14 protein-coding genes are annotated in these 14,196 nt (G+C 73.7%); 7 read left to right on the forward strand and 7 right to left on the reverse strand.

The window, feature by feature from the left end; all coding sequences use genetic code 11:
• Nucleotides 1–26: 26 nt before the first annotated feature.
• Both CS0771_RS34270 and CS0771_RS34275 read left to right on the forward strand, forming a co-directional pair.
• The gene (locus CS0771_RS34270; protein ID WP_212844856.1) at nucleotides 27–518 is read left to right on the forward strand and encodes a hypothetical protein; all 492 of its coding nucleotides are present in this window, start codon (nucleotides 27–29) and stop codon (nucleotides 516–518) included.
• Entirely contained in the window at nucleotides 518–985 is a 468-nt protein-coding gene (locus tag CS0771_RS34275; protein WP_212844857.1) for a hypothetical protein, read from the forward strand. The genes CS0771_RS34270 and CS0771_RS34275 overlap by 1 nt, the downstream gene beginning before the upstream one ends.
• A gap of 74 nt (nucleotides 986–1,059) precedes the next feature.
• Here the strand turns inward: CS0771_RS34275 and mshC are convergent, their stop codons facing one another.
• Entirely contained in the window at nucleotides 1,060–2,301 is a 1,242-nt protein-coding gene (mshC, locus tag CS0771_RS34280; protein WP_212844858.1) for a cysteine--1-D-myo-inosityl 2-amino-2-deoxy-alpha-D-glucopyranoside ligase, read from the reverse strand.
• An 87-nt stretch (nucleotides 2,302–2,388) separates the two neighbouring features.
• Between mshC and CS0771_RS34285 the strand changes: the two genes are divergently transcribed.
• Together CS0771_RS34285 and CS0771_RS34290 are read left to right on the forward strand one after the other, a co-directional pair.
• Nucleotides 2,389–2,979, forward strand: a complete 591-nt coding sequence (locus tag CS0771_RS34285) for a DUF3090 family protein (RefSeq protein ID WP_212844859.1) — start codon at nucleotides 2,389–2,391, stop codon at nucleotides 2,977–2,979.
• A gap of 2 nt (nucleotides 2,980–2,981) precedes the next feature.
• Nucleotides 2,982–3,773, forward strand: a complete 792-nt coding sequence (locus tag CS0771_RS34290) for an SCO1664 family protein (protein WP_212844860.1) — start codon at nucleotides 2,982–2,984, stop codon at nucleotides 3,771–3,773.
• Nucleotides 3,774–3,889: 116 nt separating this feature from the next.
• Here the strand turns inward: CS0771_RS34290 and CS0771_RS34295 are convergent, their stop codons facing one another.
• From CS0771_RS34295 to CS0771_RS34305, 3 genes are read right to left on the reverse strand one after another with little or no spacing between them, the layout of a single operon-like run.
• Nucleotides 3,890–4,711 carry an ABC transporter permease gene (locus CS0771_RS34295; RefSeq protein WP_212844861.1) on the reverse strand — a complete coding sequence of 274 codons (822 nt, stop codon included), beginning with the start codon at nucleotides 4,709–4,711 and terminating at the stop codon, nucleotides 3,890–3,892.
• A complete protein-coding gene (locus CS0771_RS34300) occupies nucleotides 4,708–5,724 on the reverse strand; it encodes an ABC transporter ATP-binding protein (protein WP_212844862.1) in 1,017 nt (338 codons plus the stop codon). Before CS0771_RS34300 ends, CS0771_RS34295 begins: the two co-directional genes overlap by 4 nt.
• Nucleotides 5,721–6,530 carry an ABC transporter permease gene (locus CS0771_RS34305; protein WP_212844863.1) on the reverse strand — a complete coding sequence of 270 codons (810 nt, stop codon included), beginning with the start codon at nucleotides 6,528–6,530 and terminating at the stop codon, nucleotides 5,721–5,723. The genes CS0771_RS34300 and CS0771_RS34305 overlap by 4 nt, the downstream gene beginning before the upstream one ends.
• 90 nt (nucleotides 6,531–6,620) lie before the next feature.
• On the opposite strand from CS0771_RS34305, the gene CS0771_RS34310 reads away from it, so the two are divergent.
• Nucleotides 6,621–7,478 (forward strand): winged helix-turn-helix transcriptional regulator, encoded by an 858-nt coding sequence (locus CS0771_RS34310; RefSeq protein WP_212844864.1) that lies wholly within the window; start codon nucleotides 6,621–6,623, stop codon nucleotides 7,476–7,478.
• Nucleotides 7,479–7,530: 52 nt separating this feature from the next.
• On the opposite strand, the gene CS0771_RS34315 is transcribed toward CS0771_RS34310, so the two are convergent.
• Nucleotides 7,531–7,836, reverse strand: coding sequence for a GNAT family N-acetyltransferase (locus tag CS0771_RS34315; protein ID WP_212844865.1), 306 nt, complete (start codon nucleotides 7,834–7,836; stop codon nucleotides 7,531–7,533).
• A gap of 150 nt (nucleotides 7,837–7,986) precedes the next feature.
• Between CS0771_RS34315 and CS0771_RS34320 the strand changes: the two genes are divergently transcribed.
• Together CS0771_RS34320 and CS0771_RS34325 are read left to right on the forward strand one after the other, a co-directional pair.
• Nucleotides 7,987–11,088 (forward strand): DEAD/DEAH box helicase, encoded by a 3,102-nt coding sequence (locus CS0771_RS34320; RefSeq protein WP_212844866.1) that lies wholly within the window; start codon nucleotides 7,987–7,989, stop codon nucleotides 11,086–11,088.
• Nucleotides 11,089–11,099: 11 nt separating this feature from the next.
• Nucleotides 11,100–12,332 carry an SWIM zinc finger family protein gene (locus CS0771_RS34325; RefSeq protein WP_212844867.1) on the forward strand — a complete coding sequence of 411 codons (1,233 nt, stop codon included), beginning with the start codon at nucleotides 11,100–11,102 and terminating at the stop codon, nucleotides 12,330–12,332.
• Nucleotides 12,333–12,511: 179 nt separating this feature from the next.
• On the opposite strand, the gene CS0771_RS34330 is transcribed toward CS0771_RS34325, so the two are convergent.
• Complete coding sequence (locus CS0771_RS34330) at nucleotides 12,512–13,651, reverse strand: XdhC/CoxI family protein (protein WP_212844868.1); 1,140 nt, start codon at nucleotides 13,649–13,651, stop codon at nucleotides 12,512–12,514.
• On the reverse strand, nucleotides 13,644–14,195 hold the full coding sequence (locus CS0771_RS34335; RefSeq protein ID WP_212844869.1) for an NTP transferase domain-containing protein: 552 nt from the start codon (nucleotides 14,193–14,195) through the stop codon (nucleotides 13,644–13,646). Before CS0771_RS34335 ends, CS0771_RS34330 begins: the two co-directional genes overlap by 8 nt.
• Nucleotide 14,196: the final 1 nt, after the last annotated feature.

The raw sequence follows: 14,196 nt of genomic DNA on the forward strand, positions 1-14,196 counted from the left end.
TGCGTCCATGGTCCACAATCGCGGCCATGCGTTTCGCGCTCTTCACCCCCGAGGGCACCCGTCGCCTCACCCCTGACGCACCGGGCCGGATGATGAACCTCATCGGCTTCTGGGTGCCCGTCACGCTGGTCGTGTTCGGCATTCCCGCGGTCATCGAGGAGCAGGACGGCCTCGATGCGAGCCACATCGTGGGGCTGGTGGCGATGCTGTACCTGGCACGCTTCTTCCGGCGCCCGCTCATCATGGGCGTGTTCGCCAGCGAGACCGCGCTCTACCTCTGCGGGGCCGGTGACCGTCGGATCGAGATCGATCAGATCCAGACCTTCACGCTGCGCTCGGACGAGCAGCATCCGCGCGTGCTGTGGGTGGACCTGATCGACGGCCGCCGCTACCCCACGCCGGCCTATCTCGGCGACACCACTGGTACCGGCCTCGCGCTGACCCGCGCCGAGATGGACGCCCTCATCGCCGAGCTGACGCGCCGCCTGCCCCGGCCTGCCACCGCCGACAGTGCCTGATGGAGCGCCGCTACGCCCTCTGGTCGCTGGGTTACGTCGTCCTTGGCCTGCTCCCGGCGTACGCCGTCATGGTGTTCGCGTTCCGGCTGCCCAACGGCGGGCAACTGGTCGTGTGGGCCGCAACGGCGTACGCCATCGGCGGCTGGTGGTGGGTGAGGCGCCGGATACGGCGGTCCTGCGCCCCGCACGGCCTGGCGGCCAGACTGTGGGCGATCGGCCGCGCGCTGGTCTTCACCGTGCTGGGCGTGCTGCTCGGCGCGACCGGCAGCGTGCTCCACGACCTCGCCGAGGAGTCCCGGTTCCACCCTGGGAAGACCGTCGACCTCACGACCTCATTCGTGAGCGGAGGGATCATGACGCTGACCGGCATGTCCATGTTCCTGCTCGGCCTGGCCTCCCTGACCCACCGCCTCTACCACCTGATCTCCCCGGCCCACACCACTCTTGATCACGTCGATCTTGCGTGAACTGTTGCCCTTTTGCCCGGTACGCGTGTGTCGTACCCACAGTTCACGCAAGATCGGCGCAGTAGAGGAGCGGGTTACAGCTTGAGGCCCAGGAGGGCGTCGAGGGTGGTGGCCATCAGGGCTGGGGCGGCGCGGTCGGTGCCGACGCCGGCGAGGGTGTCGTCGGCCCAGGTGTCGATGAGGGCGAGGGCGCCGGGGGTGTCGAGGTCTTCGGTGAGCTTGGCGCGGACCCCGGCGAGGAGTTCGGCGCCGGACGGGCCGGCCGCGGCCTGCGCGGCGCGGCGCCAGCGGCCGAGGCGGTGCTCGGCGGCCTTGAACAGGTCCTCGGTCCACTGGCGGTCCGCGCGGTAGTGGTCGGCGAGCAGGGCCAGCCGTACCACCATCGGGTCGACCTTGTCGGAGCGCAGCCGGGACACGAAGACCAGGTTGCCGCGGGACTTGCTCATCTTCTCGCCGTCCAGGCCGATCATGCCCGCGTGCACGTAGTGCGCGGCGAACGGGGCCTTGCCGCTGAGCACCTCGGCGTGCGCGGCGGAGCACTCGTGGTGCGGGAACAGCAGGTCGTTGCCGCCGCCCTGCACGTCGATGGTCTCGCCGAGCAACTCCTGGGCGATGACGGTGCACTCGATGTGCCAGCCGGGGCGGCCCGCGCCGAGCTCGCCGCCGGGCCAGGACGGCTCGCCGTCGCGGCGGCCGCGCCACAGCAGCGGGTCGAGGGCGTCGCGCTTGCCGGCCCGCTCGGGGTCGCCGCCGCGCTCGGCGAAGAAGACCAGCATCTGCTCGCGGGACAGGTTGGACTCGTACCCGAACCGGGGCGCGGCGGTGATGTCGAAGTAGACGTCGCCGGTGCCGTCCTCCAGCCGGTACGCCGCGCCCTTGTCGAGCAGCTCGGCGACCTTCTCGGCGATGACGGGGATGGACTCGACGGCGCCGACGTAGTGGCTCGGCGGGATGATCCGCAGCGCCTCCATGTCCTCGCGGAACAGGGCGGTCTCGCGCATGGCCAGGACCTTCCAGTCCTCGCCGTCGCGGGCGGCCCGCTCCAGCAGCGGGTCGTCGATGTCGGTGACGTTCTGGACGTAGGCGACCTCGTGCCCGGCATCGCGCCACAGCCGGTTGACCAGGTCGAACGTGATCATCGTGGCGGCGTGCCCGAGGTGCGTCGCGTCGTACGGGGTGATGCCGCAGACGTACATCGTCGCGCGCCCGCCCACCGGGCGGCTGGGGTGGGCGCCCTGGCGGGCCGAGTCGAACAGTGCCAGGGGCTGACCGGCGCCGGGCAGGCGCGGGACGTCAAGTCCGGACCACGTTTCCATGGCGCCAGCCTAACCAGCTTTATGCCGAGAGCGGATCTCACCTCGAGCGGTTACCCGATGGCGCGGGCGTGACGCTAGGGTCGAGGCATGACCCATCAGGTGTACGCATTCGAACCGCCCGAGCGGTTCGTCGCCGGCACGGTGGGTCCGCCCGGCGAGCGCACGTTCTATCTGCAGGCTCGCGGCGGCGGCCGCCTGGTCAGCGTGGCACTGGAGAAGATGCAGGTCGCGCTGCTGGCGGAGAAGCTCGAGGAGCTGCTCGCCGAGGCGCACCAGCGGTTCGGGGCGGAGCTGCCCGCCGCGGCCGAGGGCCCGGCGGACAACGAGCCGCTGGAAAACCCGGTCGAGGAGGAGTTCCGCGTCGGCACCCTGGGCCTGGCCTTCGACGTGGAGTCCAGCACGGTCATCATCGAGGCGATCGCGGCCGAGGAGGCCGAGTTCGACGCGGAGACCGACGTGCCCCCGGCCGAGCCGGAGGAGGAGGCCGACGAGACGCCGGAGATCTCCGATGATCTGGACCGGCTGCGGGTGCGGCTGACCCCGGCCGAGGTGCGGCAGTTCATCGACCGGGCCAAGCGGGTGGTGGCGGCGGGCCGTCCGCCGTGCCCGCTGTGCGGGCAGCCGCTGGATCCGGCGGGGCATCTCTGCCCCCGGCACAACGGCTATCACCGCAGGTAGCGATGTCGACCACCCCTCTGGACGGCGACGGCGGCAGGGCCGAACTCGGCCGGCTGCTCCGCGACGCCGAGATGGAGATCGAGGGCCGGCTGATCGAGGCCTCGAACACCACGCTGCGGGTGATCCTGTCCGGCGGCGGCCGGACCGTGCGCGCGGTTTACAAACCCGTGCGCGGGGAGCGCCCGCTGTGGGACTTCCCACACGGGACGCTGGCCGCCCGTGAGGTGGCCGCGTACGCCGTGAGCGACGCGCTGGGCTGGGACCTGGTTCCGTACACCGTCATGCGGGACGGGCCGCTCGGCCCCGGCTCGTGCCAGCTGTGGCTGGACGACGTCAGCGAGCCGCCGGTGGACTTCGTGCCCGCCGACGAGCTGCCGCAGGGCTGGCTGCCGATCGCGGCCGCCGAGGACGAGGACGGCCGGCCGTACCTGCTGGCGCACGCCGACGACCCTCGGCTGGCCCGGCTGGCCGCCTTCGACACCGTGATCAACAACGCGGACCGCAAGGGCGGGCACGTGCTGGCCACCCCCGACCAGCGGTTGTACGGCGTCGATCACGGCATCTGCTTCCACACCGACGACAAGCTGCGTACCGTGCTGTGGGGTTTCGCCGGCCGCGCCGTCGCCCCGGACGTCGCCACCGCGCTGCGCACCTTCGACCCCGGCGTGCTCGACTCGCTGCTCGCCCCGGCCGAGGTCGACGCCCTCGGCACCCGCATCAAGCACCTGGTCGCCGACGGCCGCCTCCCCCAGCCCCCCGAGGACCGCCACGCGATCCCGTGGCCGCCCATCTGACCGATCCGCGGCCCATCACAGAGCCCGGCGATCTTGCACGAACTGTTGCCTTTTTGTCCGATACGGGCGTGTCGCACCCACAACTCGCGCAAGATCGACGCGGGAGAGGGTAGGGGCTAGTAGAGCTGCATTGAGCCGGTGTGCTGGGCGCGGGCTTCGCCGATGCGGAGGAGTGCGGCCGTTGCGGCGAAGAGCAGGGCGCACAGGGCGGTGAGCAGGGCCAGCGGTTCGAGGAGGGCGGACAGGGGCTGGGCGTCGAGCAGCGCGCCGCGTAGCACGATGAGGCTGCTGGTCAGCGGGAACGCCAGGCCGATGCCCTTGATCAGCAGCGGCATGGCGAACAGGGGCAGGCGCACCCCGGACACGAACCACAGCGGGTCGTCGAGCAGCGTGTACAGGAACGCCGAGTCCCGCGAGAAGACCAGCAGGCTGTTGAGGAACGCGCCCCAGACGATCGCGGGCACGACCAGCGCCAGCGCCGCGACGGCGTACATGCCGGGGTGCGCGACGTGCAGCGCCCCGCCCGCGCCGGCGGCGGCGACCGCGAAGCACCCGGCCAGCCAGGTGTTCTGCAGCAGCGCCCCGGTGCCGTTGGCGAACACCAGCGCCAGCCGACTCGCCGGGGACAGGAAAAGCAGCTCGATCGTGCCGCTGATGCGCTCGAACGAGAAGTGCCAGGCCGACTGCACCAGCGAGAAGTAGAAGAGGTACGCGAACGCGCCCGCCGCGAGGAACGCCAGCAGCCGTGCCGGCTGGGCCGCGTCCGGCCACCGGGACGCGATGCCGGGGGTGTCCAGCACCGGCAGCATCGTGTAGTAGGTGGCGGCGAGCTGCAGCACCGGCCACAGCAGCATGGACGACACCACGAGCGGGCGGCCGAAGCTGCGCCGGTGCTGCTTGAGCGCCTCGGCGGCGATGACGCGCAGGGCGTGCCTCATACGGCCACCGCCTCGGGCTGCCGGGCGCCGTCGGCCAGCGCCAGGATCGCGTCCTCCAGCGTGGGCGGAGTGACCTCCAGCCGCACGATCGCACCGCCCGCCGCGACCACGGTGGTGGCGAGGTCCCCGGCGAGGTCGTGCCGGTGGCGCAGCACGTACCGGGGGCGCAGCTGGTCGTCCGTGTCGGCGGTGACCTGCGCGCCGGTGCGGGCAGCCAGTGCCTGCACGGCCTGGTCGGCCGAAGCCTCGGCCGCCGCGAGGGTGATCTCGACGGTGTGCTGGCGTTCGGTGAGCGCGGTCAGCTCGGCCGGGGTGCCCCGGGCGACCAGCCGACCGGCCGCGATGACGTGCACCTCGGCGCACAGCTGCTCCACCTCGGCCAGGTAGTGCGAGGTCAGCAGGACGCCGACACCGCCGCGGGCCAGCTCGGCGACGACCGCGCGCAGGTCCCGGGCGATCGGCGCGTCCAGGCCGAGGGTCGGCTCGTCGAGCAGCAGGTAGGAGGGCTCGTTGATGAGGCCGCGGGCGATGGACAGGCGCTGGCGCATGCCCTTGGAGAACTGCTCGACCCGCTGGTCGGCGGCGTGCGCCAGCCCGACCAGGGCGAGCAGCTCGTCGATGCGTGCCCTGAGCCGCGCCCGGGGCACGTCGTAGAGCTGCCCGAAGTACCAGAGGTTCTCGCGGGCGGTCAGGCGCGCGTACACCATGCGCTCGCCGCCCGCGATCATGTTGATCCGGCGGCGGATCTCGCGGGCGTCGCGGACCAGGTCGAGGCCGTCCACGGTGGCGCTGCCGGTGGTGGGGCGCAGCAGCGTGGACAGCATGCGGATGGTGGTGGTCTTGCCCGCGCCGTTGAGCCCGAGCAGGCCGGTGACCTGCCCGGCCGGGATGGTCAGGCGCAGCCCGTCGACGGCGGGCGCGGCGGGTGGGCGCTTGCCGGCCGGGCGCCACCACGGGCGGTCGCGCCGGGGATACACCTTGACCAGGTCGTGGGTGACGATCGCACGGGTCATGCGCTGGCTCCTCGGATGACGGCACGCCGCTCGGCGTGGGGCAGGAACAGCAGGCCGGCGGCCGCGTACGCGACCCCCAGGCCCAGGCACAGCAGCAGGTCGACGGTGACCTCGCCGAGGGGCGCGGCGTGCAGGCTGGCCGCCCGCAGCACGCGCAGCGCGGCGGTGGCGGGCAGCAGCTCGCCGAGCCAGGTGAGCGGGGCGGGCAGCAGCGCGGGCGGGAAGGTGAACCCGCAGACGAGCCCGATCAGGCAGAACAGCGTGTTCTGGGTGATGTGCGCCTCGCCCGCGGCGATCATGATCGCGCTGACCGGGATGGACAGCCCGACCACCGCCACCAGCGCCGCCAGCACCCCGGCGGCCAGGGTCACCGGGTTCGGGGCGGGCAGCCGTACGCCGAGCAGCAGCGCGGTGCCGAACAGGCAGGCCAGCTCCAGCAGCGAGGTGAGGAACGCCTGAAGGGAGACGCCGAGCAGGTACGGCAGCCGGTGCGCCGGGGTGAGCAGCTGGCTCTCCAGGGTGCCCTCGCGCTGCTCGGTGATCTGGGCCTTGGCGACCCACAGCACCATGCGGGTGGTGAACATGAGCGCCGCCGCGCCGACGGTGACGTAGCCCAGGTAGTCCGGCGTGCCGGACGCGCCGCGGAACCAGTCCGAGACCCGCCCGCCCCCGATCGCCTCGTACGAGAGCAGCGCCAGCACGATCGTGAACACGCCGGGCGCGAGCGTGCCGATGAAGTACGTCCACGGATACGCCCGCTGCATGACCAGCCAGTTCCGTTTCAGCGTCGCCCATGCCACGGGCATCCGCCCACCCCCGACCTAATGAGTTTCTTTTAGGAACTTACTGAGTTCCGTTCGGGAACGTACCATGGTGCCGGTCGGAAGGGAAAGCAGATGATCAAGTCACGGCAGGCGGACGAGCACTGCGGCATCGCCCAGTCCGCCGCCGTCTTGGGCGACTGGTGGAGCCTGCTCGTGCTGCGCGAGGTCGCCCGCGGCCACCGCCGCTTCGACGAGCTGGCGGGTGAGCTGGACATCTCCCGCAAGGTGCTCACCGAGCGCCTCGGCCACCTCGTCGAGCACGGCGTCCTGGCGAAGCGCCCCTACTCCGACCGGCCGCCGCGTCACGAGTACGTGCTGACCCCGGCCGGGCACGGCCTGCTGCCGGTGCTGGTCGCCATGCAGGACTGGGCCGACCGCTGGCTGCTCGGCGACGGCACCCTCACCGCCCTAAGCCCCGACGGCGCCGAGCTCGCCCGCACCCGCGACCTGCCCGGCAGCCGGGTGCCGGACGGGCTGACGCTGCCGAGCACTCACGGCCGGCCGCTGGACGTGGTCGGGCCGACCGCCTGGACGGTCCTGTTCACCTACCCGGCGACCGGTGGCGGCAAGGGCGAGCAGTGGCGCCGCATACCCGGCACCGCCGGTTGCACCCTGGAGAACCGCCTGTTCCGGGACGCCTGGCCCGACTTCACCGCGGCCGGCGCGACCGTGTACGGCGTCAGCACCCAGCTGCCCGAGGAGCAGGCCGCGTTCGCCGCCGCCGAGGACATCCCGTACCCGCTGCTGTCCGACGTGGACCTGGAACTGACCGCGGCCCTGCGCCTGCCCACGTTCCGCGGCGCCCACCAGCTCCGCCACAAACGCGCCGTCCTGGTCGTCGACGCCGACCGCGTGGTGCGGCACAGCATCTACCCGGTCGCCGACATCGCCGCCGCCGTCGACCACGCCCTCACCCTGGTCAGGGAGTAAGGAAGGGCACCTTCTTATCGCTATTCGTAGTAGAAGGTGCCCTTCTTAACGGCTACTTGACGCGGCGGTGCCCGGGGGCGGTGATGTCGGCGTACTCCGGGTGCTTCTCCAGCCAGCCCGCGAGGAAGGGGCAGATCGGCACGACCGTGCGGCCCTTCGCGCGCGAGTCGTCCATCACGGTGCGGGCGATCGCGCTGCCCACGCCCTTGCCCTCGAACTCCGGGAACACCTCGGTGTGGGTGAACACGATGATGTTGCCGCTGAGCTGGTAGGTCATGAACCCGGCCACCGCGCCGGCCTCGCTGTCGCGGGCCTCGAACCGCTCGCGCGCCGGCGCCTCGGTCACCTCGATCGTCACCGGGCCATCCTATCCACGTGCCGACACAGGGCCCGCTGGTCGCGGAGGGTTAAGAAGGGCACCTTCTACTACGAATAGCGTTAACAAGGTGCCCTTCCTTTCGTGAGAGGATGCGGCGGGTCGGTTGCCGGGTTCGGGGAGGTCAGGGCTGTGCTCGTCGCGCACTGTGTGTTCAGCGGCGAGGGCGGCTGGGAGTTCTGGGCGGAGGACGCGGGGCTGCTGAGCGCGCTGCCGGCGCAGCGGGGGCGGCGGTCGCAGCGGCCGCGGCCGCATCCGTTCGCGGTGCAGGCGCGGGCGCTGTGCGACGCGTTCGGGCTGACCGAGGCCGAGTTCGGCGACGCGGGCTGGTCCGTGCTGGCGCTGCCGGCGTACCGGGACCGGCCGTGCCCGTCGCGGGAGCTGCGGGAGGCCGCGCCGCAGGCGCCGGTGGCGGACCACCTGGGTGGCTGGGTGGTGCCGACGGTACGCCTCGAAGCAGGCGCCGCCCTGCGCCTGCTGCCCCGGCTCGCGCCGATCGGCGGTGCCACGGTGCGCTACGCCGCCGCGCTGGCCGAGGCCGCCGAGCGGCTCGTGCACAGCGGGCTGGTGGTCCCGGCGCTGGACTTCGACGACGAGGACGGCTGCTTCTTCGCGTCCTGGCGGCAGGCGCCGTCGCTGCAGACCGCGGCGCTGCGCATCCCGCTGCTCGCGGCGATGCCGCCCGCGTTCCGGTGCTGGATGCCCGATGAGGTCGGGCTGGGCCCGGCCGAGTGGGTGCTCGACGCCGCCCTCGACTCGCTGGTCGACGTGCTGGCCGGGCAGGCGGTCGACGCGGCCGGGCTGGACCTGCTGCCGCCGCAGCGCGGCCGTGCCCCGCGCCGCGCCCCGGCGGCCGAGCACTGGCTCACCGCGCTGACCTCGGAGGACAACCTGCTCGACCCCGATGAGACGGGGCAGCGCGAGGTCACGGCGCTCGCGGAGCGGATCGAGACGTGGCAGCAGGGCGGACGGCGCGGCGGCGGCGGGCTGGTGCGCGCCTGTCTGCGCCTGGCCGCCCCGGCCGACGCCGCCTCGTTCGGCGGGCCGGCGGCCGAGCCCGAGGACGGCGACGGGTGGCGGCTGGAGCTGCTGCTGCAGTCGCAGGAGGACCCGTCGCTGGTCGCGGATGCGGCGGAGGTCTGGCGGCTGGACGGCAACGCGCTGCTGTTCGCCGAGGCGGGCATCGACCCGCAGGCCGAGCTGCTGGCCGGGCTGGGGCGGGCCGCGCAGGAGTATCCGACGCTCGCCAGGGCGCTGCGCGATCCCGCGCCGGTCGCGGTGGCGCTGGACGCGGACGGGGCGCTGGCGTTCCTGCGTACGCACGCCGGGGCGGTGGCCGCCGCCGGGGTCGGCGTGCTGCTCCCGGCCTGGTGGAGCGGGCCGCGCCCGCAGCTCGGGCTGCGGCTGACCGCGCAGACCCCGCCGCAGCCCGGCCGCGTCGCCAAGGACTCCGAGCTGGGCCTGGACACCATCGTCGAGTACGCCTGGCAGGTCGCCCTCGGCGACGACGTGCTGACCGAGGCCGAGCTGACCGCGCTGGCCGCCGCGAAGACACCGCTGGTGCGGGTGCGCGGTCAGTGGGTCGAGGTGGACCAGCGCCGCCTCGCCGACGGCCTCAAGCGGCTGGCCCGCACCCGGCAGCGCGGCATGACCGCGCGCGACGTGCTCAAGGCGGGACTGCTCGGCGACGACGCCGACGCCGGGCTGCCGCTGGTCGGCGTCACCGCGACGGGCTGGCTGGGCGGCCTGCTGCACGGCGCCGACGGCGCGTACGCCGCGCTGCCCACGCCCGACGGCTTCGGCGCGGCGCTGCGGCCATACCAGGAAAGGGGTCTGGGCTGGCTGTCCTTCATGGACGGGCTCGGCCTGGGCGCGGTGCTCGCCGACGACATGGGCCTGGGCAAGACCATCCAGGTGCTCGCCCTGCTGGAACGGGAACGCCAGACCGGCGCCACCGGCCCGACGCTGCTGATCTGCCCGATGTCGCTGGTCGCCAACTGGCAGCGCGAGGCGGCGCGGTTCGCGCCGAAGCTGGCCGTGCACGTGCACCACGGCGCCGAGCGGCTCACCGGCGAGCAGTTCCGCGACGCCGTCGCCGGGGTGGACCTGGTCCTGACGACGTACGCCCTCGCCCTGCGCGACCAGGCGGAGCTGGCCGAGGTCGGCTGGCGGCGCATCGTGGTCGACGAGGCCCAGGCGATCAAGAACGCGGCGGCCAAGCAGTCCCGGGCCATCCGCGCCCTGCCCGCACCTCGGCGCATCGCGCTGACCGGCACGCCCGTGGAGAACCGGCTCGCCGACCTGCACTCGATCCTGGAGTTCGCCAGCCCGGGGCTGCTCGGCAGCACGGAGACGTTCAAGCGGCGCTTCGCGGTGCCGATCGAGCGGGACGGCGACGAGGCCGCCGCCGCGCGGCTGCGCCAGGTCACCGGCGCGTTCCTGCTGCGGCGGGTCAAGACCGACCCGACGATCATCTCCGACCTGCCCGAGAAGATCGAGATGACGGTCGCCTGCAACCTCACCCGCGAGCAGGCCGCCCTCTACCAGAGCGTGCTCGACGACATGATGGCCCAGATCGAGGCCGCCGAGGGCATCGACCGGCGCGGGCTGATCCTGGCCACGCTGACCAAGCTCAAGCAGGTCTGCAACCACCCCGCCCAGCTGCTCAAGGACGGCTCCCGCATCGCCGGGCGGTCCGGCAAGGTGGCCCGGGTCGAGGAGATCTGCGAGGAGGTCCTCGCCGCCGGCGAGAAGGTGCTGCTGTTCACGCAGTTCGCCGAGTTCGGCGGGATGCTGGCCGAGCACCTGGCGGCCCGGTTCGGGCAGGCGGTGCCGTTCCTGCACGGCGGGGTGGACAAGAAGACCCGCGACCGTATGGTCGTGTCGTTCCAGGAGCCCGCCGGGCCGAGCCTGTTCGTGCTCTCGCTGAAGGCGGGCGGCGTCGGGCTCAACCTGACCGCCGCCAACCACGTCATCCACGTCGACCGCTGGTGGAACCCGGCCGTCGAGGACCAGGCCACCGACCGCGCGTTCCGCATCGGCCAGCGCCGGAACGTGCAGGTACGCAAGCTGCTGTGCGCGGGCACGCTGGAGGAGCGCATCGACGCCGTCCTCCAGCAGAAGAAGGCGCTCGCCGAGGCCACCGTCGGCACCGGCGAGGCGTGGCTGACCGAGCTGTCCACCCAGGCCCTGCGCGAGCTGGTCACCCTGGCCCGCGACGCGGTCGTCGAGTAGGAGGCACCCCGATGGCCCGCCGCCCCAGCACCGGCCCGCACGGCTCCGACATGGACGCCGGGCGGGCCGTCCGCGGCTTCGATCCCGACGGCGACGCCGGGTCCGGCGACTTCGACCCGTTCGCCGACGAGCCGGACGCCACGGCACACCCCGACGACGCCGAGGATCCCGGGGGTGGGGCGGAGCAGCGCGGGTGGGGCTGGTTCCCCGTGTCCAAGCCGCGGCTGCCCGCCGACGGCATCAAGGCCCGCAGCCAGCGCGGCGCCATCGCCACCACCTGGTGGTCGCGCCGCTTCCTCGCCGCGATCGAGACGCCCGAGACCGCGAGCCGGCTCACCCGCGGCAAGTCGTACGCGCGCACCGGCCAGGTCCTGTCGCTCACGATCGACCACGCGGAGGTGCGGGCCGCCGTCCAGGGTTCCCGGCCGAAGCCCTACGCCGTCTACCTCACGGTTCCGATCTACCGCCCCGCCGAACAGGAGCGGATCGTCGCCGCGCTCGCCGGGCAGGCCGCCTTCAGCGCCGCCCTCCTGGCCGGGCGGATGCCCGAGGAAATCGAAGAAGTGTTTCGGCCGCTGCGGCTGTCGCTCTTCCCCGCCATGCACGAGCTGGACATCGACTGCTCCTGCCCCGACTGGGGCAATCCGTGCAAGCACGCCGCCGCGGTCTGCTTCCTGCTGGCGGAGCGCTTCGACGCGGACCCGTTCGACATCCTGCGGTGGCGCGGCCTGCCCCGCGAGGAGCTGCTGGACGGGCTGCGCGAGCACCGCGCTCAGCGAATCGGCACCCTGCCGCCCGAGCTGCCCCCGCCGAGGACGGCGCCGATACGGAGCTGGGCGGGTTCTGGGACGCCGGGGAGCTGCCGCCGCTGCCGCCCGTCCCGGACCTGCCCGCCGACCACGTGCTCCGCCGCCTCGGCCCGACCGGGATCGCGGTACGCGGAGTCGACCTGGCGACGCTGCTGGCCCCGGCCTACGAGGCGATGGCCGCCGCACGCCATCTCGCTGCCGACGACACCGCCGACCGATAACCGACCACCTCCGCCGAGCCGGACCGGGTCGGACCGGGCCCGGCCGGGTCGGACCGGGCCCGGCCGGGTCGGACCGGGCCCGGCCGGGTCTGGTCGGGTCGGGTCCGGCCGGGTCGGGTCGGGTCGGGTCCGGCCGGGTCGGGTCCGCGTCGGCGGCGACGAAAGGCCAGGTCAGAGCGCTGCGCTGGGCCGACCCATTGCGACGGCCCGCTGAAGATCGCTGTTTTGTGTCAAAACCCTTGGTCAGACCACAGGTTCTGACACGAGACAGCGATCATGGTCGGAAGCGCCACGGCCCGAGGCGCCGCGCCACGGCCCGAGGCGGCGCGCCACGGCGCGAGGGCGGCGTGAGCCGTCGCGCACGGCACGGCGGGAGCCGGTGCCGCCGCGCCGTCAGCGGTCGGCGAGGACGCCCTGGTGGTGGATGGGGCCGGGAACGTCGGTGAGGGTGGCGCCGGTGCCGCCCCAGCGGACGGCGATGATCTCGGCGGCGATGCTCACGGCGGTCTCCTCCGGCGTGCGCGCACCCAGGTCCAGGCCGATCGGCGCGCGCAGGCGGCCCAGTTCGGCCTCCGTCATGCCGTGCTCGCGCAGCCGGGCGGTCCGGTCGTCGTGGGTGCGGCGGGAGCCCATCGCGCCGACGTACGCCACCGGCAGCCGCAGTGCCACCTCCAGCAGCGGCACGTCGAACTTCGGGTCGTGGGTGAGCACGCACAGCACCGTGCGCTCGTCCACGCGCCCGGCGGCGGCCTCGCCCGCCAGGTAGCGGTGCGGCCACTGCACCACCACCTCGTCGGCGGCCGGGAAGCGCCGGGTCGTCGCGAACACCGGCCGCGCGTCGCACACGGTGACGTGATAGCCGAGGAAGCGCCCGATCCGGGCCACCGCGGCGGCGAAGTCGATCGCCCCGAACACGATCATGCGGGCGGGCGGCGCGTACGCGTTCACGAACACCGTGATCGCGTCGCCGCGCCGCTCCCCGTCCACGCCGTAGTGCAGCATCCCGGTCCGCCCGGCGGCCAGCAGCCCCCGGGCGTCGTCGGCGACGGCGTCGTCGAGGCGGGGCGAGCCGAACGAGCCCGCCGTGCCCCGCTCCCACACCACCAGGCGACGGCCGTAGCGCGGCGAGTCCGCCGGCTCGACGCAGGTCGCCACGGCCACCGGCCGGCCCTCGCGAATCGCCGCGGCCACCTCGCCGAGCTGCGGGAACGTCTCGCGGGAGACCTGCTCGACGAACACCTCGATGGTGCCGCCGCAGGTCAGCGCGGCGGCGTAGGCGTCCTCGTCGCTGATCCCGTAGCGCTCCAGCGCGGGCGCCGCAGCCGGGTCGGCGGCGACCTGCTGAGCGATCTCGTACACGGCGGCCTCGACGCAGCCGCCGGAGACACTGCCGACGGCCTCCCCGCCCGGCCCGACGAGCATCGCGGCGCCGGGGCGGCGGGGCGCGGACTGCCAGGTCCGCACCACCGTCGCCAGGCCCGTCGTCGCGCCCTGTGCCCACCAGCGGAGCAGGTCGTCGAGCACGTCACGCATGAGGCACGTCCACGTCCGCCCCGTCGGAGACGTCGTCGCAGGGCACCGTCTCGACCTCGTGCCGGGCCAGGTACGGCCGGGCGCCGACGTCGCCGACGGCCAGCTCCGCCGCCCCGGCCCAGTGGTCCCGGCCGAGCAGCACGGGGTGCCCGCCGTCCCCGCCGTAGGTGGCGACGCGCAGGGTCGCCGGTCCGGCCCCGGCCCCGACCCGGCGCACCGCCTCGGCGGTGATCCCCGGGGTGTCCACCAGCAGCACCACCACAGCGTCCACCTGCGTGGGCAGGGCCGCCAACCCGGCCCGCAGCGACGAACCCATCCCGCTGGGCCAGTCCTCGTTCACCACGACCAGCGCCCCGGGCAGCTGCGGTGCCCGTTCGGCGCCCGCGCCGAGCACCACCACCACCGGGTCGCAGTCGCCCTCACGCAGCGTGCGCAGCCCGCGCTGCACCATCATCTCTCCGTCGCCCGGCACCGGCGCGTACGCCTTGGGCATCCCGTAGCGCCGGCCCGCCCCCGCGGCGAGCAGCAATCCCCCGACGGCCATG

It is taken from the genome of Catellatospora sp. IY07-71 (genome assembly GCF_018326265.1).
Lineage (GTDB): Bacteria > Actinomycetota > Actinomycetes > Mycobacteriales > Micromonosporaceae > Catellatospora.

Bases quoted from the DNA above. Each gene is read 5' to 3' on its own strand.
- CS0771_RS34270 (WP_212844856.1), top strand. From the start codon at position 27: ATGCGTTTCGCGCTCTTCACCCCCGAGGGCACCCGTCGCCTCACCCCT.
- CS0771_RS34275 (WP_212844857.1), top strand. From the start codon at position 518: ATGGAGCGCCGCTACGCCCTCTGGTCGCTGGGTTACGTCGTCCTTGGC.
- mshC (WP_212844858.1), bottom strand. From the start codon at position 2,301: ATGGAAACGTGGTCCGGACTTGACGTCCCGCGCCTGCCCGGCGCCGGT.
- CS0771_RS34285 (WP_212844859.1), top strand. From the start codon at position 2,389: ATGACCCATCAGGTGTACGCATTCGAACCGCCCGAGCGGTTCGTCGCC.
- CS0771_RS34290 (WP_212844860.1), top strand. From the start codon at position 2,982: ATGTCGACCACCCCTCTGGACGGCGACGGCGGCAGGGCCGAACTCGGC.
- CS0771_RS34295 (WP_212844861.1), bottom strand. From the start codon at position 4,711: ATGAGGCACGCCCTGCGCGTCATCGCCGCCGAGGCGCTCAAGCAGCAC.
- CS0771_RS34300 (WP_212844862.1), bottom strand. From the start codon at position 5,724: ATGACCCGTGCGATCGTCACCCACGACCTGGTCAAGGTGTATCCCCGG.
- CS0771_RS34305 (WP_212844863.1), bottom strand. From the start codon at position 6,530: ATGCCCGTGGCATGGGCGACGCTGAAACGGAACTGGCTGGTCATGCAG.
- CS0771_RS34310 (WP_212844864.1), top strand. From the start codon at position 6,621: ATGATCAAGTCACGGCAGGCGGACGAGCACTGCGGCATCGCCCAGTCC.
- CS0771_RS34325 (WP_212844867.1), top strand. From the start codon at position 11,100: ATGGCCCGCCGCCCCAGCACCGGCCCGCACGGCTCCGACATGGACGCC.
- CS0771_RS34330 (WP_212844868.1), bottom strand. From the start codon at position 13,651: ATGCGTGACGTGCTCGACGACCTGCTCCGCTGGTGGGCACAGGGCGCG.
- CS0771_RS34335 (WP_212844869.1), bottom strand. From the start codon at position 14,195: ATGGCCGTCGGGGGATTGCTGCTCGCCGCGGGGGCGGGCCGGCGCTAC.